The 19664-nt window shown below is 66.3% G+C and carries 17 protein-coding genes; 1 reads left to right on the plus strand and 16 read right to left on the minus strand.

Going from position 1 to position 19664, the window contains the following annotated elements:
• Window positions 1–126: 126 nt before the first annotated feature.
• The 6 genes from ACSBQT_RS05315 to cysK form a co-directional block, all read right to left on the minus strand.
• The gene (locus ACSBQT_RS05315; RefSeq protein ID WP_410711143.1) at window positions 127–1071 is read right to left on the minus strand and encodes a 2-hydroxyacid dehydrogenase; all 945 of its coding nucleotides are present in this window, start codon (window positions 1069–1071) and stop codon (window positions 127–129) included.
• Window positions 1072–1161: 90 nt separating this feature from the next.
• On the minus strand, window positions 1162–1626 hold the full coding sequence (locus ACSBQT_RS05320; RefSeq protein WP_410711142.1) for a MarR family winged helix-turn-helix transcriptional regulator: 465 nt from the start codon (window positions 1624–1626) through the stop codon (window positions 1162–1164).
• A gap of 1 nt (window position 1627) precedes the next feature.
• Window positions 1628–2341 (minus strand): NAD(P)H-dependent oxidoreductase, encoded by a 714-nt coding sequence (locus ACSBQT_RS05325; protein ID WP_410711141.1) that lies wholly within the window; start codon window positions 2339–2341, stop codon window positions 1628–1630.
• A complete protein-coding gene (locus ACSBQT_RS05330; RefSeq protein ID WP_435001056.1) occupies window positions 2338–3528 on the minus strand; it encodes an LLM class flavin-dependent oxidoreductase in 1191 nt (396 codons plus the stop codon). Before ACSBQT_RS05330 ends, ACSBQT_RS05325 begins: the two co-directional genes overlap by 4 nt.
• Window positions 3529–3820: 292 nt before the next feature.
• On the minus strand, window positions 3821–4495 hold the full coding sequence (gene epsC / locus ACSBQT_RS05335) for a serine O-acetyltransferase EpsC (protein WP_410711139.1): 675 nt from the start codon (window positions 4493–4495) through the stop codon (window positions 3821–3823).
• 147 nt (window positions 4496–4642) lie between these two features.
• Entirely contained in the window at window positions 4643–5569 is a 927-nt protein-coding gene (gene cysK, locus ACSBQT_RS05340; RefSeq protein WP_410711138.1) for a cysteine synthase A, read from the minus strand.
• Window positions 5570–5951: 382 nt separating this feature from the next.
• Here cysK and def point away from each other — a divergent pair, with 382 nt between their 5' ends.
• Window positions 5952–6524, plus strand: a complete 573-nt coding sequence (gene def / locus ACSBQT_RS05345; protein ID WP_172171172.1) for a peptide deformylase — start codon at window positions 5952–5954, stop codon at window positions 6522–6524.
• A 13-nt stretch (window positions 6525–6537) separates the two neighbouring features.
• Here the strand turns inward: def and ACSBQT_RS05350 are convergent, their stop codons facing one another.
• The 10 genes from ACSBQT_RS05350 to ACSBQT_RS05395 all read right to left on the minus strand — a co-directional run bounded on the left by ACSBQT_RS05350 (window position 6538) and on the right by ACSBQT_RS05395 (window position 19622).
• Entirely contained in the window at window positions 6538–7572 is a 1035-nt protein-coding gene (locus tag ACSBQT_RS05350; RefSeq protein WP_367647470.1) for a hypothetical protein, read from the minus strand.
• 212 nt (window positions 7573–7784) lie between these two features.
• Window positions 7785–9266, minus strand: a complete 1482-nt coding sequence (gene gatB, locus ACSBQT_RS05355) for an Asp-tRNA(Asn)/Glu-tRNA(Gln) amidotransferase subunit GatB (RefSeq protein WP_410711137.1) — start codon at window positions 9264–9266, stop codon at window positions 7785–7787.
• A complete protein-coding gene (gatA, locus tag ACSBQT_RS05360; RefSeq protein WP_410711136.1) occupies window positions 9263–10765 on the minus strand; it encodes an Asp-tRNA(Asn)/Glu-tRNA(Gln) amidotransferase subunit GatA in 1503 nt (500 codons plus the stop codon). Before gatA ends, gatB begins: the two co-directional genes overlap by 4 nt.
• 1 nt (window position 10766) lies before the next feature.
• The gene (gene gatC / locus ACSBQT_RS05365; protein WP_410711135.1) at window positions 10767–11072 is read right to left on the minus strand and encodes an Asp-tRNA(Asn)/Glu-tRNA(Gln) amidotransferase subunit GatC; all 306 of its coding nucleotides are present in this window, start codon (window positions 11070–11072) and stop codon (window positions 10767–10769) included.
• A gap of 81 nt (window positions 11073–11153) precedes the next feature.
• Entirely contained in the window at window positions 11154–11621 is a 468-nt protein-coding gene (locus tag ACSBQT_RS05370) for a hypothetical protein (protein ID WP_410711134.1), read from the minus strand.
• A gap of 169 nt (window positions 11622–11790) precedes the next feature.
• Window positions 11791–14019, minus strand: coding sequence for an NAD-dependent DNA ligase LigA (gene ligA, locus ACSBQT_RS05375; RefSeq protein WP_410711133.1), 2229 nt, complete (start codon window positions 14017–14019; stop codon window positions 11791–11793).
• Window positions 14016–15104: a hypothetical protein gene (locus tag ACSBQT_RS05380; protein WP_410711132.1), complete on the minus strand. Its 1089-nt coding sequence runs from the start codon at window positions 15102–15104 to the stop codon at window positions 14016–14018. Before ACSBQT_RS05380 ends, ligA begins: the two co-directional genes overlap by 4 nt.
• Window positions 15097–17133 (minus strand): prolyl oligopeptidase family serine peptidase, encoded by a 2037-nt coding sequence (locus ACSBQT_RS05385; protein WP_435001058.1) that lies wholly within the window; start codon window positions 17131–17133, stop codon window positions 15097–15099. The genes ACSBQT_RS05380 and ACSBQT_RS05385 overlap by 8 nt, the downstream gene beginning before the upstream one ends.
• A gap of 66 nt (window positions 17134–17199) precedes the next feature.
• Window positions 17200–18414: a tRNA 2-thiouridine(34) synthase MnmA gene (mnmA, locus tag ACSBQT_RS05390; RefSeq protein WP_410711130.1), complete on the minus strand. Its 1215-nt coding sequence runs from the start codon at window positions 18412–18414 to the stop codon at window positions 17200–17202.
• Window positions 18411–19622 carry a cysteine desulfurase family protein gene (locus tag ACSBQT_RS05395; RefSeq protein WP_410711129.1) on the minus strand — a complete coding sequence of 404 codons (1212 nt, stop codon included), beginning with the start codon at window positions 19620–19622 and terminating at the stop codon, window positions 18411–18413. Before ACSBQT_RS05395 ends, mnmA begins: the two co-directional genes overlap by 4 nt.
• Window positions 19623–19664: the final 42 nt, after the last annotated feature.

Consider the following 19664-nt stretch of genomic DNA (forward strand, 5'->3'; position numbering starts at 1 on the left):
CTCTCGCATGGTGGAACCTCTTCTGGGAACCATGCGAGAGTCCGCCTGCGAGGCGGTGGTCCGGCCCTGCTTAGATCAGATTTGCGTGACCTATTGCCAGCGCCTAGGGCCCCCGCTCACGGCGTCTCAGGCCTTGATGAGATTGACCGGCTGCTCGCCGTCGTTGATCCGCCTGACCTGCTCGGCGAGGATCTTCACGACCCGTGGTTCGAACGCCGAGGTGTCGCCTCCGACATGGGGTGTGATGAAAGTGTTCGGGGTGCCCCACAGCGCGTGGTTGCGCGGCAGCGGCTCCGGGTCAGTGACGTCGAGAGCGGCATGGAGCCGACCCGTGGCGAGCTCCGCCACAAGCGCGTCCGTGTCGACGACCTTGCCGCGCGCGACATTGACGATGAGCGCATTGTCGGGAAGCAGGCTGAGGAACTTCTCATCGACGAGGCGGTTCGTGCCCTCGTTGAGCGGGGTGATGAGCACGACCACCTCGGTGTGGGGCAGAAGCTCCGGCAGCTCATCGACGCCGTGGATCTTCCCGCGCTCGTCCTCACGTGCGGTCGAGGCGACTCGGGTGAGCTGGACTTCGAAGGGGTCGAAGCGATCGGCGATGGCCGAGCCGATCTCGCCGACGCCGATGATCATCACCCGCCGGTCCTGCAGCGAGCGGTGGCGCTGGTGCTCCCATACCCGCGAGACCTGCGAGCGCACGGCGTCGTCGATTCCGCGCAGACTGGCCAGGGTCAGCGCCAGGGCGAGCTCGGCGGTGCCTCCGGTGTGCACGCCGGAGGCGGTCGCCACCTGGATTCCGCGTTCGGGCAGGTGGGCGACGGGGTCGAATCCGGTCGTCTGCGTGATGACGAGGCGCAGGTTCGGCAGCTCGTCGAGCAGCTCGATCGTCGGCCCGGAATCCATGTACGGCAGGACGACGACGTCGACATCGTCCCGGCTGAGCTTGGCCGACCGTTCGGCATCGGAGAAGACGACGAGGTCGACGTTCGCACGCTGGTGAGCGGGGATCCGAGCGATCACTCGGTTGCGGAGCTCGGAGTTCGGGAAGGCGATTGTGGTGATGGACATGCCCTCATTGTGGCACGCGCCCCTGCCCGGTGCCGAGGGCTTCGTCACTCTGAGATGACGGGCCTCGCCACTCAGGCAGCGCTCGCCACATCACTCGGGCAGTGCTTTCCCGATCCGCGTGAACACGGCCTCGAGCACCTCGAGTTCGGCATCGCTGACATGGTCGAAGAAGATCTCGTCGACGTAGCTCTTGTGCTGGGACCCGGCGGACAGGAATGCCCGCGCCCCCGCCTCGGTCAGCGCCACATTGTGGGCACGCCCGTCATCGCGACACTGGGTCTTCGTCACCAGCCCCGCGTCGACGAGGACCTTGATCCGATAGTTCAGCCGCGACGGCGAGAAGACGAGCTTCTTCGCCAGGGCGCTCATCGTCAGCGTCCGCTCTGGGGCTTCCCACAGCAGGAGCAGAGTGTTGTAGTCGCTGACGTCGAGCCCCGCGTCGTCCTTGAGCTGGACTTCGAGGGCCTGACGGAGGCGCTGCGAAGTCTCGAAATAGGTCCGCCACGCATTCTGCGCCAGCGTCTCCCTTCCGAGCCCGAATCTGATCTCCGTCATTTCAGCCCTCGAGCAGCTGTGCGAACGGGGTGACGTTCGCGGGGTCGAATTCGTCGACGATTCCGCGATTCGCCGAGGAGGCGCCCCGGGTCGCACCCGCTCCTGCACGTCCGCGCAGATCGGGATCGGCCACCTCGGCGAGGTCGTCATTTCCGGCCCCGATGATGGTTGCGGTCAGGGACACGAGCTCCTCCCCCGCCTGGCGGATGCGGGCGGTCAGCGCGCGGCCGCCTTCGACGGTCCCCCAGTCGTCGGTCGCGGCGAACACCGTGGTGGGCACGACGACGCCCTTGAGGTAGGACAGCATCGGCCGCAGCACCGCGTCCCCGGCCAGCGAATGGCGGGCGGTGCCGCCGGTGGAGGCGATGAGCACGGGTTTGCGGCTCAGCGTCTTGTCGTCGATAAGCTGCCAGAACAGGGTGTGCAGTCCGACGGGGGCGGCCTTGTACACCGGTGCGACAGTGACGATCGCATCGGCGGCGGCGATGGTCGCGAAGGCCGACTCCAGCGCTTCGGAGCGGAACCCGGTCAGGGTCATATCCGTGAGCGCAGTGGCGAGGTCGCGGACGTTGATGACGTCCGTGGTCACGTCGATGCCCACCGATTCCCCCGCCGAGGCGGCCTGGCCGAGGACCCGGTTCGTGAGCTTGAGCGTGGTCGAGTCCTCGCTCAGCGAGGTGGTCACGGCCACGATGGTCATCGTGTTCGTGCTCATGAGCGGTCGGCTCCTTCCGGTGTCGCATTCTGGGCGGCTTCGGCGGCGCGGGCCTGGCGGTCTTCGTAGGCCCGCGATCCTTCTCCGCCGCCGGGGATCGGGTCACGGCCTTCACGATGCCGGATGACGAGGGATTCGTGGGTCGGGGCGTCGGGGACATCGGCCGGGCGGCCCTTCGCGAACTCCTCGCGGAGGACGGGGATGACCTCTTCGCCGAGGAGGTCGAGCTGTTCGAGCACCGTCTTCTGCGGCAGTCCCGCATGGTCGATGAGGAAGAGCTGGCGCTGGTAGTCCCCGGCCCAGTCGCGGAAGCTCAGGGTGCGCTCGATGACCTGCTGCGGCGAGCCGACGGTCAGCGGAGTCTGCGTCGAGAAGTCCTCGAGGCTGGGCCCGTGGCCGTAGACCGGGGCGTTGTCGAAGTAGGGACGGAACTCGCGGACGGCGTCCTGGGAGTTCTTGCGCATGAACACCTGACCGCCGAGGCCGACGATCGCCTGACTGGCCTTGCCATGGCCGTAGTATTCGTAGCGCTGGCGGTAGAGCTGAACCATCCGCGCGGTGTGCGAGGTCGGCCAGAAGATGTTGTTGTGGAAGAACCCGTCGCCGTAGTAGGCGGCCTGTTCGGCGATCTCGGGGCTGCGGATCGATCCGTGCCAGACGAACGGCGGCACTTCGTCCAGTGGGGTCGGGGTGACGGTGAAGCCGTTGAGCGGCGTACGGAACTTGCCTTCCCAGTCGAGGTTCTTCTCACGCCACAGACGGTAGAGCAGGTTGTAGTTCTCCACGGCCAGCGGGATGCCGGCACGGATGTCCTTGCCGAACCACGGGTAGACGGGGCCGGTGTTGCCGCGGCCCATGATCAGGCTGATGCGACCATCGGAGAGGTGCTGCGCGTACGAGTAGTCCTCGGCGATGCGCACGGGATCAGTTGTGGTGATGAGCGTGGTCGCCGTGGAGAGTTCGAGCTTCTCCGTCTGTGCGGCGATGTTGGCCAGCAGGACCGGCGGGTTCGCCGGAGCCACGAAGGGCGGGTTGTGGTGCTGCCCGGTGGCGAAGACGTCGAGTCCGACCTCCTCAGCCTTTTTGGCGATCTCGACGGTGTTCTTGATCCGCTGGTTCTCGCTGACGGTGGTGCCGTCGGTGGGGTCGGTGGTGACATCGCCGATGGTGAAGATTCCGAATTCCATGACGCCTCCTGCATCTGGGCTTCTGCGGTTCTCGCGGCCGCCCTGCTGATCGGACTAACTTCAATTTTGAAGTAACTAGTTGAAATCTTAACAGACGTGCTCGCGAAAGTATTCCCGGCCCCTGAGCGGGCGTCTGGACGGCCCGAGCACGCTATCGCCGCAAGCAGCCGATTGCTGGGTCGATCCACGGTGATTCCCGCCCGACTTTCACCGTGGATCGACCCAACAATGCACGAAAAGCGGCTCCCGCCCGTAGGCAGGAGCCGCTTTCAGTCCGGCAGCAGGAGCCGGATCAGATCCAGAGGGCGGGGTCCTCGAGGACGAAGTCCGGATGCTTCGTCGACGGTTCAGCTCCTGCCTTCGCCGAGGCGGCGCCGTCCTTCTTCTTCGAGCGCACAGTTGCGGGGATGCCCACGGCACTCGAGTCGGCCGGGACGTCCTTGACGACGACGGCGTTGGCTCCGACCGCAGAATTGTCGCCGACGACGACCGGGCCGAGGATCTTCGCGCCGGCTCCGACGAGCACGTGATTGCCGATCGTCGGGTGACGCTTCGTCTGCGCCATCGAGGTACCGCCGAGGGTGACCTGGTGATAGAGCATGACATCGTCGCCGACTTCCGACGTCTCGCCGATGACGACTCCGTTGGCATGGTCGATGAAGAAGCGCCGCCCGATCCGAGCCCCCGGGTGGATCTCCACTCCGGTCAGCGTCCGCACGAGCTGGGACATCAGTCGCGCCGGAACCTTTCCGACGTCATGCTGCCACAGCCGGTGGAGTCCGCGGTGCGCCCAGATGGCATGCATCCCGGGGTAGGAGACCAGGGAGACGAAATCATTGCGCGCCGCCGGATCGCGTCGCTTCACCGTCTCGAGGTCTTCTCTCAGCGTCTCGCGCACACCGGGTCGGCTCAGCCCATAGGCGGCCGCACCCGCAGCCGCTGCGGCCGCTGCCCACAGTGCCTTCATCGTTGACTCCCCCTGCTCATTCGTCCTGGTCTGTCTAGTGCAAGTCGGATCCGGTCGGAAGAATTCCCGCAGCGGTCCGAAATCGGACTCTGCAGACAGCGAGGGCGCCAAACCGAAGTCTGACGCCCTCGTGCCGCTGCCATGGAGTCAGTCCATGTACTCGGCAAACAGCGGAGTCGACAGATACCGCTCGCCGTAGCTGGGGATGATGACGACGACGCGCTTGCCGGTGTTCTCCGGTCGAGACGCGACCTTCTCGGCAGCGAAGAGTGCGGCGCCGGAGGAGATGCCGACGAGCAGGCCCTCTTCGAGAGCGACGGCGCGAGCCCGCTCGAAGGCGTCGTCGTTGTCGACATCGACGACTTCGTCGTAGATATCGGTGTTGAGCAACTTGGGCACGAAGTTCGCGCCGAGGCCCTGGATCGCGTGCGGTCCGGCCGTGCCTTCGGTCAGCAGCGGCGAAGCGGCGGGCTCGACGGCGATGATCTTCACATCCGGGTTGGCCTCACGCAGCGCGGCTCCCGCGCCGGTGATGGTTCCGCCCGTGCCGATGCCGGAGACGAAGATGTCGACCTTGCCGTCGGTGTCGGCGAGGATCTCTGGACCGGTGGTGGCCTTGTGGATCTCGGCGTTGGCCTGGTTCTCGAACTGGCGCACGAGGACGGCGCCGTCGGAAGCAAGCTCTTCAGCCTTAGCCACTGCCCCCTTCATACCTTCGGCCTTGTCGGTGAGGACCAGTTCGGCTCCGAATGCGCGCAGCAGAGCGCGACGTTCCTTCGACATCGACTCGGGCATCGTCAGCTTGACCTTGTAGCCGCGGGAGGTGCCGACCATGGCCAGCGCGATGCCGGTATTGCCCGAAGTCGCCTCGACGATGGTTCCGCCGGGCTTGAGTTCGCCGGATTTCTCGGCTGCGTCGATCATCGCCACGCCGATGCGGTCCTTGACGGAGTTGCCGGGGTTCGAGGATTCGAGCTTCGCCACGATCTCGGCGCCCGACCGGTCACTGGCCTTGTTGATGCGGACCAGCGGCGTGCGGCCGACGAGTTCGGAGACATTGTTGAAGATGGTCAAAGTAAGTCCTTTCACGATTCTTTGTGCACCGCCGTCGGCGGCCACTCGCCGTTCGGCGGACGTGCACCTGAACGGGTGGAGCGACAGCTTGCATCTCGTGGTCCGAGACGGCTTGCCCTCATCATAACCACGCCGACCCTGAACGTGTTCCCAGATATGTTGCTCAACAATCTGTGTTCGCTGGGGGCGAAACTTTATGGCGACACCTATCACATACGCGAGATAGCCGCATATCCATCCACCCGCTTGAGCGCGGGATGCGATCAACCGCTGAGCAATCGGTGGACACGATCACCGAGGCGGCCCTCCCCCGAGATCGCGCCCGAGCGCTGCGATCGGGCGGAGTCTGAGACGGTCTCAGGTGACCGATACGATTGTCCTCATGGCTATTCATCCCATCGTCGTCTATGGCGAGCCCGTTCTGCATCGTCGTGCCGAGAAGATCACCGAGTTCGACGAGGACCTTGCCGAACTCGTCGCAGACATGCACGAGACGCTCGACGCCAGCAACGGTGTCGGACTGGCCGCACCGCAGATCGGTGTCGGCAAGTCCATCTTCGTGTTCAACGCCGACGATGACTATGGGGTGCGTCGTCGCGGAACCTTCGTCAATCCCGTGCTCATCGCCTCGAAGGTTCCCGACACCCGTCCCGATCCTGACGATGAGACCGAGGGATGCCTGTCGGTTCCGAGTCTCGATTTCCCCCTCAAACGTGCCGACCGAGTCACCGTCAACGGCTTCGATGAGAAAGGCGAACCGGTGACCCTGAGCGCTGACGGCTGGTTCGCCCGCATCATGCAGCACGAATACGACCACCTGCAGGGAACCCTCTACGTCGACCGTCTCGACAAGCGGTGGTCGAAGAAGTGGAAGAAGGCCCAGCAGGCTCACGGCTTTGATCAGCCGGGCCTGTCATGGATGCCGGGAGTCGACCCCGACCCCTTCGGTCACTGAGCCAGGGCCGAGCTCAGGCTTCGAGTTCGTCCACGGACTTCTGAGCCGCAGCCAGGCGGGAGTCGAAGTCGTCGAAGTCATCGGCGGTCTGGTCGAGTTCGGCGACGAGCCCGGAGATGATCGACGACTGCGAATCCGCATCGATGCGCAGCTCCCTGAACTGCCAATCGGCGGAATCATCGGCCGCGGTGCGAGACAGCACATCGAGCACCCGATCGCCGAGCTCGCGGGAGCGTTCGGAGTTGTGCAGCAGCATCAGCTGCTGATCGAGTTCGAGCAGCCGCTCATAGTATTCGTGCATCGACTCCACGCGGCGCGCCATCGACGAGAAGGCGACGGCCAGCTTCGACAGATAGGTCTCCACCGACTTCGCGGTTCCCGCATCGCGGATGCCTTCGATCTCCTCGCGCAGGCTGACGAGTTCCTGCAATCGCACTCCGATGGAGGCCACAGCATGGTCCAGGTCGACGCGGGAGACGTGGTCTTTGAGTATCGGATGTGTCCAGGCACGGGTGCGCACGATCTTGCGGGCGATTGTGACAGCGAGATGGAACAGACGCTGCTCGTCGGTGTCCCGGCCTTCCTTGCGCCCTGGCAGATAGCCGAGACTGGCCGGAGTCACCCACTGGGCGCCTGAGACCTTGCGCCGATTCTTGCGGCTCAGACGCTTCGGATCACGCAGGTATTTGGGGCCCGTGACCGCGGCGAAGATTCCGGTGCCCAATGCCGTGGCCGCACCCATTCCGCCGAAGGTCAGTGCGGCATCGGCGAAACCCGAGACCAGAGCCAGTCCCCCGGGCGCCGCGAATCCCGCGGTCACGGCGGTACCGGCGGCAGTGCCGCCCTTGAACAGGACGCTGGAGCGGAAGAAGTTCCGGCTCATCCCACCGGTGAGCATGATCGCGCTCGGAGCCCCGGCCGTGTAGCGGTATCCGCGGGCGCTCCAGGCACGCAGCACCGCCTCGTTGACGCTGTCGGGCACGAGCACCCGATAGATCGGTGCGGACTTCCCGCATTCGCTCTTCCACAGCGATTTCCACTCAGACACCGCTTCACCTCCACGCGTGTGGGTCACGCACTCGGCCCTGTCCCTGCGGGCCATCGGTTGCGGGGAATGCGAACAGCCACACCCTCCGCTGTGCTCGGGAAACCGGTCGGTTCCCTTGGACGCACAGTCTAGAGGGTGTGGCTGGATCAATCCTGAGTCCTGCTCGGCACCATCAGGCGCCGGCATCGACCAGGATCAGTGCGGACCTGTACTCAGCCGTTGATCTTCGCGAGGATGAGGTCCTTGGCCTTTCCGGCATCGGCCTGTCCGCGGGTGGCCTTCATGATCGGACCCATGAGCGCGCCGATGGCCTGCATCTTTCCGCCCTTGATCTTCTCGACCACGTCGGGGTTGGCCGCGATGGCCTCCTCGACGGCGGCTTCGAGTGCACCGGTGTCCTCGACGATTTCGAGGTCGCGGGCCTTCATCACCTCGGCGGGCTCGCCTTCGCCGGCTGAGACTCCGGTGAGCACATCCTTGGCCAGCTTGTCGTTGAGCTTGCCCTCGTTGATGAGCTCGACGAGTCCTGCCACCTGGGCAGGTGTGACGATCTCGGTGGGGTGCTTGTCCTCCTGGTTGGCCAGGCGGGCGACCTCACCGGTCCACCACTTGCGTGCCGCGGCCGGCTTCGCACCGGCGGTGACGGTGTCCTCGATGGCTTCGAGCAGTCCGGCGTTGACGATGTCGCGCATCTCCAGGTCGGAGAACTTCCATTCCCCGAGGAGGCGGCGGCGCTTCTGCGCCGGCAGCTCGGGCAGACTCGCCCGCAGCTGATCGACCCATTCGCGGGACGGCTGCAGCGGGACGAGGTCCGGCTCGGGGAAGTAGCGGTAGTCGTCGGCGTCGGACTTCGGACGCCCCGAGGAGGTCTCCCCGGTCTCCTCGTGGAAGTGACGGGTCTCCTGGACGACCTTCTCCCCCGCTTCGAGGAGAGTCGCCTGGCGGGCGATCTCGAAGCGCACTGCGCGTTCGATCGAGCGGAAGGAGTTGACGTTCTTCGTCTCCGTGCGGGTGCCCAGCGGTGCCTCGGGGCTCTCCCGCAGGGACACGTTGACGTCGGCGCGGACGTTGCCCTGTTCCATGCGGGCCTCGGAGACGTCAAGGGCGCGGAAGATGTCCCTCAGGGTCCGCACATAGGCGGCGGCCACCTCGGCGGCCCGTTCCCCTGTCCCGGTGATCGGGTGGGTGACGATCTCCACGAGCGGCACACCGGCTCGGTTGTAGTCGACGAGGGAATGGTCGGCACCCTGGATGCGGCCGGTGGCGCCTCCCACGTGGGTGTTCTTGCCGGCGTCTTCCTCCATATGGGCGCGCTCGACGGGGACGGTCACGATGGTGCCGTCTTCGAGCTCGACCTCGACCTGTCCTTCGGCCGCGATCGGCTCATCGGACTGGCTGGTCTGGAAATCCTTGGGCACGTCCGGGTAGAAGTAGTTCTTGCGGGCGAACCGGCAGGTCTCGGCGATCTCGCAGCCGAGGGCCAGACCGATCTTGATCGCGTACTCCACCCCCTTCTCGTTGACCACGGGCAGGGACCCGGGCAGGCCGAGGGAAGTGGGGGTCACGTTCGTGTTCGGTCCCCCGCCGAAGGTGTTGGGGGCGGCGTCGAACATCTTGGTCGCGGTGCCGAGTTCGACGTGGACCTCGATGCCGATGACCGGATCGTATTTCTTGATCGCGTCTTCGTATTTCACTTGGCGTTCAGTCCTTCCGCGAGAGTGTCGAGCACGCGTCCGCCGGCGGATTCGAGTGCGGCCTCCAAGGGTCCGGCCACCTCGTAGAGTTTGATGTCCTCACGGGCCGGAGCCAAGATCTGGAAGCCGACGGGCAGACCATCGGCCAGGCCCGCAGGCAGGGACAGTCCGGGAATGCCGGCGAGGTTCGCCGGGATCGTCGCCACGTCACCGAGGTAGAGGGCCATCGGGTCGGCGGCCTTCTCCGCACCGAATTTCAGTGCGGTCGTCGGGGTCGTCGGGGACACGAGGACGTCGCAGGCGGCGAACGCCTTCGCGAAGTCGTTCTGGACCAGGGTGCGGATCTTCTGCGCCGAACCGTAGTAGGCATCGTAGTAGCCGGCCGACAGAGCGTAGGTGCCGAGGATGATGCGGCGCTTGACCTCCGATCCGAAGCCTGCGGCACGAGTGGCCGACATGACGGTCTCGGCGGTGACGGGACCGGATTCCGGTTCGACGCGCAGGCCGTAGCGCATGCCGTCATAGCGGGCGAGGTTCGAAGACACCTCGGAGGGCATGATGAGGTAGTAGGCGTCGAGGGCGTAGGAGATCGACGGGCAGTCGACCTCGACGATCTCGGCTCCGGCAGCGGCAGCGGTTTCCAGCGCTGCCGTGAACGCGGTGCGGACTCCGTCCTGGTATCCCTCACCGGCCAGCTGCTTGATGACACCGAGCTTCTTGCCCTTGAGCTCGCTGGTCTGGGCGGCGCTCAGGAATCCGCCGACCTCATCGGGCAGCGAGGTCGAGTCGAGCGGATCGTGTCCGGCCAGCAGCTCGTGCAGGGCTGCGGCGTCGGCGACGTTTCGGCCCATCGGTCCGACCTGGTCGAGGCTCGAGGCCATGGCGATGATGCCGAAGCGCGAGATCGACCCGTAGGTCGGCTTGACGCCGACGGTGCCGGTGAACGCGGCGGGCTGGCGGACGGATCCGCCGGTGTCGGTGCCCACGGACAGCGGGGCCTGGAATCCGGCCAGCGCTGCGGCCGCGCCTCCCGACGATCCTCCGGGCACGTGGTCGAGGTTCCAGGGATTGCGGGTGTTGCCGAAGGCCGAGTGCTCGGTCGTCGAACCCATGGCGAATTCGTCGAGGTTGGTCTTGCCGAGCACCGGCAGTCCGGCGGCCTTGACTTTGTTGTGCACGGTCGATTCGTAGGGCGGAACCCAGTTCTCGAGCATCTTCGACCCGGCGGTCGTACGCGTGCCTTCGGTGACGACGAGGTCCTTCAGGGCCACGGGCACACCGGCCAGCGTGTGGAGGTCCTCACCGGCGGAGCGCTTGGCGTCGACGGCTTTCGCGGTCTCCAGGGCAAGTTCGTCGGTGACGGTGATGAAGGAGTTGAAGTCATCCTCGGTGGCAGAGATGCGGTCGAGGTGCGCCTGCGTGACGTCGACGGAGGAGAACTCGCCGGACTTCAGTCCTGCGGCGAGTTCGAGGGCGGACTTGTTCGTCAGTTCGGTCATCTCACTCCTCCCCGAGGATCTGCGGAACGAGGAACTTGTCGTCCTCGGCGGCCGGGGCCGAGGCCAGCGCCTGTTCGCTGGAGAGCGTCTCGCCCACGACGTCGGGGCGCATGACGTTCGTCAGCGGGATGGGATGGCTGGTTGCGGGCACATCGTCGTCGGCCACTTCGTTGACCCTGGCGACGTTTCCCAGAATTGTGCTCAGATCACCGGCGAGCGATTTCAGCTCATCGTCGCTCATGGCGATCCGAGACAGTGAAGCCAGATGCTCCACCTGTTCGGGGGTGATTGCGGAAGACTCCGTCATTCCCTGCCTTTCATCGTCGTTTTCACTCGCCACCAGTCTAGTCTCTTCAGCGGACCCGCCCCCGCCGTCAGGTAGCAATTACTAGGCGGAGGGGCGTTCGGGCCAGGTGCGGGTGCCGTGGATGTATCCGGCCATGTCGGCCACGACGCGGTCGGCGTCGGCCTGGGTGAACTCGCCGGCTGAGACTCCGGCCTGAAGGTCGGCGGCGAGATCGGCGATGCGGGTCCGGGCGTCGGCCGCGGTGGCCGCGACGAGTTCGGTGCCGGTGAACGAGGCGCCGACTGCAGGATCGTCGACGATGGTGCCTTCGATGGCCTCGTGGTCGTTCGTCGAGTCGCCAACGAACGCGGTCGCCGACTCTTCGGTTCGCGCGGTGACCGGAGCAGCCGGAGTGCGCATCGAGGTCAGTGCCGGCTGGGCATTGCGTTTCGTACTGTTCGGTCCCGGGTTGAGAACCAGGTCAGCCAGGCCGGCCGTCACCGGCACTGCGGTCAGGGCCGCGGCAACGACCACGCATGTACCGGCGAGGACTTTGGGGATCCATCTCATGTCCCACACTCTTCCACTCGAAGCTGTCTCTGAGCTTGGCTGAGTCTGAACCCCGACTTCGAGTTCGGTCACGAACGAATCACAGCCGCACCATGGAACCTCCCCGAACCGGAATGTATTCCCTCCGGCAGCGAACCGCTAGGAACCGGGCACGGGGCCCGGGCACACCTCAGTCGAGGCTGCCGGTCTCCAGCAGAACCCTGAACTGGTCCTCGTCGAGGACGGGCACGCCCAGCGACTCCGCCTTCTCCAGCTTCGATCCGGCGTTCTCACCGGCGACGACATAGTCGGTCTTCTTCGAGACCGATCCCGCTGCCTTGCCGCCGGCACCGAGGATCGCCTCCTTGATGCCATCGCGGGTGAACGAGCTCAGCGAACCGGTTGCCACAATCGTCAGTCCCTCGAGGGTCTGCGCGGCGGCTTCGACCTCGTCGTCTTCCATCCGCACCCCTGCGGCCGACCAGGTCTCGACGATCTCGACGTGCCAATCGATCTCGAACCAATCGCGGATGCTCTGCGCGATCGTCGGACCGATGCTCTCGACGGCCGACAACTCCTCGAGGCTTGCCTCACGGATGGCCTCAAGGGTGCGGAACTTCGCGGCCAGGGTCCGTGCCGCGGTCGGCCCGACATGGCGGATCGACAAGGCGACGAGCACCCGCCACAGATCCTGATCCTTCGCCTTCTCCAGCTCGTCGAAGAGCTTCTTCGTGTTCGCGCTCGGGGCGCTCGGCTTCTTCGCGGTTCCCCGGGTGTAGAAGTACGGCACAAGCTCACGCTCACCGGTCTCCACTCCCTTGGACTTCTTGTTCCGCCAGATCTTGACCTCCGCCAGATCCTCCGGGGTGAGGTCGAAGAGGAAGGCCTCCGAGGTCAGCGGGGGCGTGTCCGGTTCGGCCGGCGCCGTCAGCGCCAACGCGGCCTCCTCGCCGAGAGCTTCGATGTCGAAGGCCGCGCGAGAGGCGAGGTAGAAGATGCGGTTGGCCAGCTGCGCCGGGCACGACCGAGAATTCGGACACCGCAGATCCTTGTCGCCCTCCTTCTGCTCACCGAGCTCGGTCCCGCAGGACGGACAGTGGGTGGGCATGACGAATTCGTGTTCGGATCCGTCCCGCAGCGCCGCAACCGGGCCGAGCACCTCGGGGATGACGTCACCGGCCTTGCGCAAGGTGACGGTGTCGCCGATGAGCACACCCTTGCGTTTGACCTCGTACCCGTTGTGCAGGGTCGCCCGCTCGACGGTCGATCCGGCCACGGTGACCGGCTCCATCACGGCGAATGGGGTCACTCGCCCGGTCCGACCCACCTGCACCTGGATGTCGATGAGCTTCGTCGTGACCTCCTCGGGCGGGTATTTGAAGGCCGTCGCCCACCTCGGTGCGCGAGAGGTATAGCCCAACGTTTCCTGCACGGCGATATCGTCGATCTTGATGACGATTCCGTCGATCTCGTGGGTGACATCGTGACGGTGTTCGCCGTAGTAGGAGATGAAGTCCTCGATCTCGTCGACGGTGTCGAGGACCTTGAAATAGTCGCTGATCGGCAGACCCCAGGACCGGAACTGCTCGTAGACCTCGGACTGGTGGGCCGGTTCAGGATGCGAATCATCGGCCGGCGTCCACACGGCGATTCCGTGGACGAGCATATGCAGGGGCCTACGTGCCGTGACGGCCGGGTCCTTCTGCCGCAGCGAACCGGCCGCGGAGTTCCGCGGATTCGCGAACGGAGCCTTGCCCTCGGCGACGAGGGAGGCGTTGAGTTCGGCGAAGTCCTCGACGGGGAAGAACACCTCACCGCGGATCTCGACCTCGGCCGGCGGGTGCTCGGTGTCGAGGCGGTGCGGGATATCAGAGATGGTCCGCACGTTCGCGGTGATGTCCTCACCGATGCGTCCGTCGCCGCGGGTCGCCGCCCGCACGAGTTCGCCGTTCCGGTAGAGCAGATTGACGGCGAGGCCGTCGATCTTGAGTTCGCACAGGAACTTCGACTTCACCGAGGTGGCCGACCGTACCCGTTCGTACCAGGCTCGCAGTTCGTCATAGTCGAAGACGTTGTCGAGGCTGTACATCGGACCGATGTGTTCTACCGGGTCGAAGGTCGAGGTGTCGACGACTCCGCCGACGGTCTGCGTCGGTGAGGAATCGGTGACGAGTTCGGGGAACTGCGCCTCGAGGTCTTCGAGGCGGTGGACGAGTTCGTCGTACTCCGCGTCGGAGACGAGCAGGGAGTCCTGATAGTAGGCGGCCCGCAGCTCCTCGATCCTCTCGGTCAGCTGGGCATGGGCCTGAGCGCGAGCGGTCGCGTCGGTGAGGTCGACTCCCTGCAGGTCGGGTGTGGTCGAATCCGAGGTCTGGTGCTCGGGCGTCGATGAGTCGGCATTGTCCGGTGTCGTGGTCATTCGATCTCCTCAAGAGCCCGCCGCAGACCGGCGGCGATGGTCATGGTTCCCCGATTGTGCTCGGGTCCGATCCCCTGCTGGTCCTCCAGCAGCGGCGGGTAGGTCATCGGCAGTTCGGGGCCGGCGATGATCCCGAATTCGCGCAGGCTCGCGACCCCCATGCCGATGCGCGACCACGGGGTGCGGATCCGCTCGCACCACTGGTTGACCGCGTCCGATCGCCCACCGGCCGCCGCTGGCAGGTGGATCCAGGTGCCGAGCCCCGCCTCGGCGAGGATCGCCAGCTGTTCCCAGCTGTGTGGTTTCAGGCTAGCCAACGGCACTGACACGGATCGGGCGCCGGTGCGGCGGACCGCCTCGGCGGCGGGAATCTCTTTGCCCTGCAGGTGCAGAGAATCGAGATCCGGCAGGGCCAGCACGGTGGGCGGGAGGTGGCGCAGCGTGGATTCGAGCGCCGCCCACACCTGGGTTTCGCTGATGGCGGGCAGGCTCGCCCACCCGGACACGGTCGGCCAGGTGCCGGTGAGGACCGGGTTCAGGCGGGATTCGACGAGGCGGACGGTCGGCTGCATGCCCAGGCCCGCGATGCGGTCGGTGAGGGCGGCGATGCCGAAGGCGTAGGCCTGGACGACGTCGCGGCGGGCCCCATAATCGCCGAGCACGCGGGCGCCGGAGCTCAGGCTCAGCGCGGTCACGAGCGTCCACGGTCCCGGCAGGCTGATCTGGACCTGCCCGGGACGGGACGCCCCGTATTCGGCGATCGCGTCGAAGGCTTCGATGAGGGCCGAGTCCTCGAGTCGTTCGTCTTTGCCCGCCGAGGCGGTCAGCCGCCATCCGTAGGAGGTGCGGTCGACGTGGAGTTCGGTGAGCAGACCGACGGCGCGACCGATGGCGTCGGCACCCCATCGGCCCTCGGACTGATGCGCGGTCAGGGGCACCGGCGGAAGCTGGTCGGCGAGGAGATCGAAGCCAGAGGCCGCAGCCTCCCGGACCGGACTTGTCGCGATATAGCCGCGGCGCGGATCGCGGACTCCGGGCAGCCAGATTCCCGTGGTCGTGGCGGCGGGCAGAACTCGGTCAGCCATGCTGGTGGGCGCGGGGGATTCCGAAGACGTCGACATAGAATCCGAACTCGCTTTCCAGGGAATCGATGATGGTCTCGGCGCGGACGAAGCCGTGGGATTCGCCCTTGTACAGACGGTAAATGTACTCCACTCCGGCCAGTTCGAGTGTATCGACGAATTCCTGGGCCTGTGAGGGTGGCACAATCGGGTCGCGGTCGCCTTGCATGACGGCCACGGGCACCTTGATATCGCTGGTCCGACGGATCGGCGACCGGGTGATGTATTCGTCCTGGGCGGCGGGCCAGGGTCCGACGAGACCGTCGATGTAGTGGGACTCGAAGTCGTGGGTGTCGACGACGAAGCGCATGAGGTCGGTGACCCCGAAATACGAGGTGCCGCACGCGAACACGTTCGTCGAGGCCAGGGCGGACAGCACCGTCCACCCGCCCGAGGAGGCTCCGGAGATGGCGATGCGATTCGGATCGGCGAGTTCGGCTGCGATGAGTCCGTTGACGTTGACGGCGGCGACGGTGTCCTCGACGTCGACGACTCCCCACCCGCCGCGCAGCCGGTCACGCCAGGCGCGACCGAATCCGGTCGACCCGCCGTAGTTGACCTCGAGGACGCCGATGCCCTGGGAGGTGAAGAAGCTCGTGCGGGCCGTCATCTCCGGAGTCGCCTGTCCCGTCGGTCCGCCGTGGATCGAGACCACGAAGGGCGGGAGTTCGTCGACGGGAGCGGCGAAGCGCGGGTTGTGGGGCGGGTGGATGACGACGGGCACTCCCCCGAGCTCGCCGACCTGCGGGCGGGAGTAATAGCCCTGGTGGGTGTCGAGGCGTTCGCTGGCGATCTCGGTGAACAGGCCGGTCACCCGGTCGACTGCGTAGAGGACTCCGGGGCGCCTCGTCGACTTCGCCGTCAACAGCAGGTGGGTGCGCCCGAGGTCGAGGAGTTCGATCGTGCCGAAGGTCTCCCCGGTCGTATCGATGGTCTCCCAGGTCGTGTCGGAAGGGCTGAGCCGGCGGCGCACGAGGGATGCGGTGGCCGCCTGCGAGTGGGCCCACACCTCTTCTCCGTCATTGAGGTGCCACCTTGTGCCCAGCTGCCAGAGGGCGCCGCCGATCTCCTCGCCGGTGTCGATGACCGGTCGCAGGCGGTCGAATCCGATCTTTTCGGGCGCCGGTGCCTGCCGGTCGTCGGTGACCAGGGGTCGCGCGGTGACGGGGTCGATGTCGAGACCGTATAACGACCAGTGACCGTGATGGTCGGAGATGACGTGGAGAGAGGAATCCGAGGTGAATTCCGGCTGGAGCAGGGAGATGCCCGGATCGGTCGGGCTCGGCAGTCCCGGATCGGATCTGCGTGGTCGTTCGACGCCGTCGCCGCTGAGCACTCCGACCGCAGGGGTGGCCGGGGTGCGCACATCGACCAGCCACAGGGTGGTTCCGTCCCAGGGCATGTTCGGGTGTTCCCAGCCGATGAATGCCAAGGTGCTGCCGTCGGGTGAGAGCCTGGGCCAGGCCATGAAATGAGAATGGGTCGAGAGCACATTCGTCGTTCCGTGCTTGGTCAGCAGCACGATGGCGCGTTCACGACGGGTGGACCGGCAGTCCTCGCGCACGCACAGCAGTCCCCACGGGCTCATGTGCAGATCTCCGTAGCGGATCCGCCCCGAGGTGTCCGGGGTCAGGGCATGTGGGGCTCGCCCGGGAATGATCTGCCAGACGCGCTGATCTGCGGCGTTGACGAAGTAGATGACCTCGCTGTTCTGGTCGAGAGCCCACGAGGCTCCCCCGTATTCGTGGACGGCGGAGCGGATGTTGAAGCCGGTCGGAATGACCTGCTCACGCTCTCCCGGACGCGACAGTGACGTGCGGACGAGCCCGGTGCGAGCTTTCTCAGCGGGGATCTTCGTCGAATAGAAGATCTCGTCTCCCCGGAAGGCGGCGTCGAAGATCGGAGCGGCACCGGCGGCCACCTCGGCGGCGCCCAGAGGTGAGGACCACGTTCCATAAGGTGCCGTGACGACATCTTGGGGACTTTCCTTCATGCCCCCAGAGTATCGCCAGTGGCCGACATCGGCCCCGAAGCCGTCGTTTAAGTGAGGTGAAGCGGCTCAGGCGCCTGCGAATTCGGGGGCCGGGGTGGTGCGGTCCTTGGCCGTGGAGTCGATGGTGGCCTGACCGAGGACGCGGGTGCCGCGGTAGATCACCATGGTCTGGCCCGGGGCCACTCCGGAGAGCTCCTCATCGACGTCGACGTGCATGAGCTGCCCGGCCGGGCGTGCGGCGGGCACCTCAACCTCGTCGATGATCGGATTCGCCTCGTGCTCGGGCGCCTCGGCGACGAATTCGCCGAGCCAGGCACGGGCCGGCACCGGATCGGCGTGGGCGCGGATCTGCACTTCGCAGTCGATGCCGGTCTCCGGGGTGTCCCCCATGTCCGACGGAGCTGCACCGGCCCAGGAGGTGCGGATGCCGGTCAGATGCGAGACCGCGAGATCGGCGCGTGATCCGACGGTGACGGTGTTCGTCGCCGGGTCGAGGCCGGTGACGAATCGCGGCTTGCCGTCGGCAGCGGGCTTCTCGATGCCCAGACCCTTGCGCTGGCCGATCGTATAGGTCATCGCTCCGTCGTGCTCGCCGAGCACTTCGCCTTCGGAGTCCTTGATGAGTCCCGGACGCATCGGGATCTTGTCGGCCAGCCAGGCCTTCGTGTCTCCGTCGGGGATGAAGCAGATGTCGTAGGAGTCGGGCTTGTTCGCCACGGAGAAACCGCGCTCGGCCGCCTCGGCGCGCACTTCGGCCTTCGACGCCGTCGCACCGATCGGGAAATAGCAGTGCTCGAGCTGGTCGGAGGTGAGCACGCCGAGGACGTAGGACTGGTCCTTGGCCAGGTCCTCACCGCGGTGGAGTTCGGGGCGGCCCTCATCGTCACGGAGCACCTCGGCATAGTGGCCGGTGGCGATGGCGTCGAAGCCGAGCGCCAGGGCCCGGTCGAGGAGGGCGGCGAACTTGATGCGCTCATTACAGCGCATGCACGGGTTCGGGGTGCGTCCTGCGGCGTATTCGGCGATGAAGTCATCGACGATGTCTTCCTTGAACCGCTCGGAGAAGTCCCAGACGTAGAAGGGGATGTCGAGCATTCCCGCCACCCGGTGGGCGTCGCGGGAGTCTTCGATCGTGCAGCAGCCGCGCGATCCGGTGCGCAGGGTCCCGGGCATGCGGGACAGGGCGAGGTGAACGCCGACGACTTCGTGTCCGGCGTCGACGGCACGGGCGGCTGCGACGGAGGAATCGACTCCGCCGGACATGGCGACGAGTACTCTCATGATGCTCCTTGCATCCATCGGGGTGTTGCCGAAACCATCCCGGCTCGGCGTGCCTGGTCGACGACCTCGGGAAGGGCCGCGAGCAGGGCATCGACATCGGCTTCGGTCGTATCGTGACCGAGCGTGAAGCGTTGAGTGGTGCGGGCGGTGTCCTCATCCATCCCGCATGCCAAGAGCACATGGGAGGGACGGGAGACACCGGCAGAACAGGCCGATCCCGTCGAGGTGGCCAATCCCCTGGCATCGAGACCGAACAGCAGCGAGTCCCCCTCGCAGCCCGGGAACGTGAAGTGGGCGTTGGCCGGCAGGCGGTCCGCTCCGCGCGGACCGGAGAGCCGTGCCCCGTCGATGCTCGATTCGATTCCCGCGATGAGGCGGTCCCGCAGTCCCGACAGTCGTGCCGACCGGGCCGCGAGGTCGTCTGTGACGAGGTCGACGGCGGCGGCGAAGGCCACGGCACCGGCGACGTCGAGGGTGCCCGAGCGCACGCTGCGTTCCTGTCCCCCGCCGTGGAGGATCGGCGTCGGGCTCGCTGCGCGGTCGAGCAGGAGTGCGCCGATTCCGACGGGGCCGCCGATCTTGTGCGCGGTGATCGTCATCGCCGTCGCCTTGAGTGCGGCGAAGTCGAGCGGGATCTGTCCGAGCGCCTGCACGGCGTCGATGTGGAAGGGAACGCCGAGTTCGGCGGCGACCTCACCGATCTCGGCGATCGGCTGCAGAGTGCCGATCTCGTTGTTCGCGGCCATCACGCTGATGAGCGCGGTGCGTTCGGGGTCGCGACGCAGTTCGGCGGTCGCCGCGTCCAGATCGAGACGTCCTGCCGAGTCGACGTCGAGGTAGACGGCTTCGGCGCCGAGGCTCTCCAGCCACTCCACGGTCTCGAGGATCGCAGGATGTTCGATCGTCGTCGTCAGCACCCGCGGGCGGGCAGGCTCCGTGAACGTTCCGCTGTTGCGGGCGAGGTAGAGGCCCTTGAGAGCGAAATTGTCCGCTTCGGTGCCTCCGGATGTGAAGATCACCTCCGACGAGGTGGCCGCACCGACCGCGCGGGCGATTCCTTCGCGTGCTTCTTCGATGCGCATCCGTGCCGCCTGTCCGACCGCGTGCAGGGCCGAGGGGTTGGCCCGGCGGGCCAGCTCCTTCGTGTACACCTCAAGCACCTCGGCGGGCATCGGCGAGGTGGCTGCGTGATCGAGATAGATGGGCACCCTGCAATTTTAGGGCGTGAGTCGGGCTACGGCCAGGATCCG

Origin of the sequence: Brevibacterium sp. H602 (assembly GCF_051172395.1) — a bacterium.
Taxonomy (GTDB): Bacteria; Actinomycetota; Actinomycetes; order Actinomycetales; family Brevibacteriaceae; genus Brevibacterium.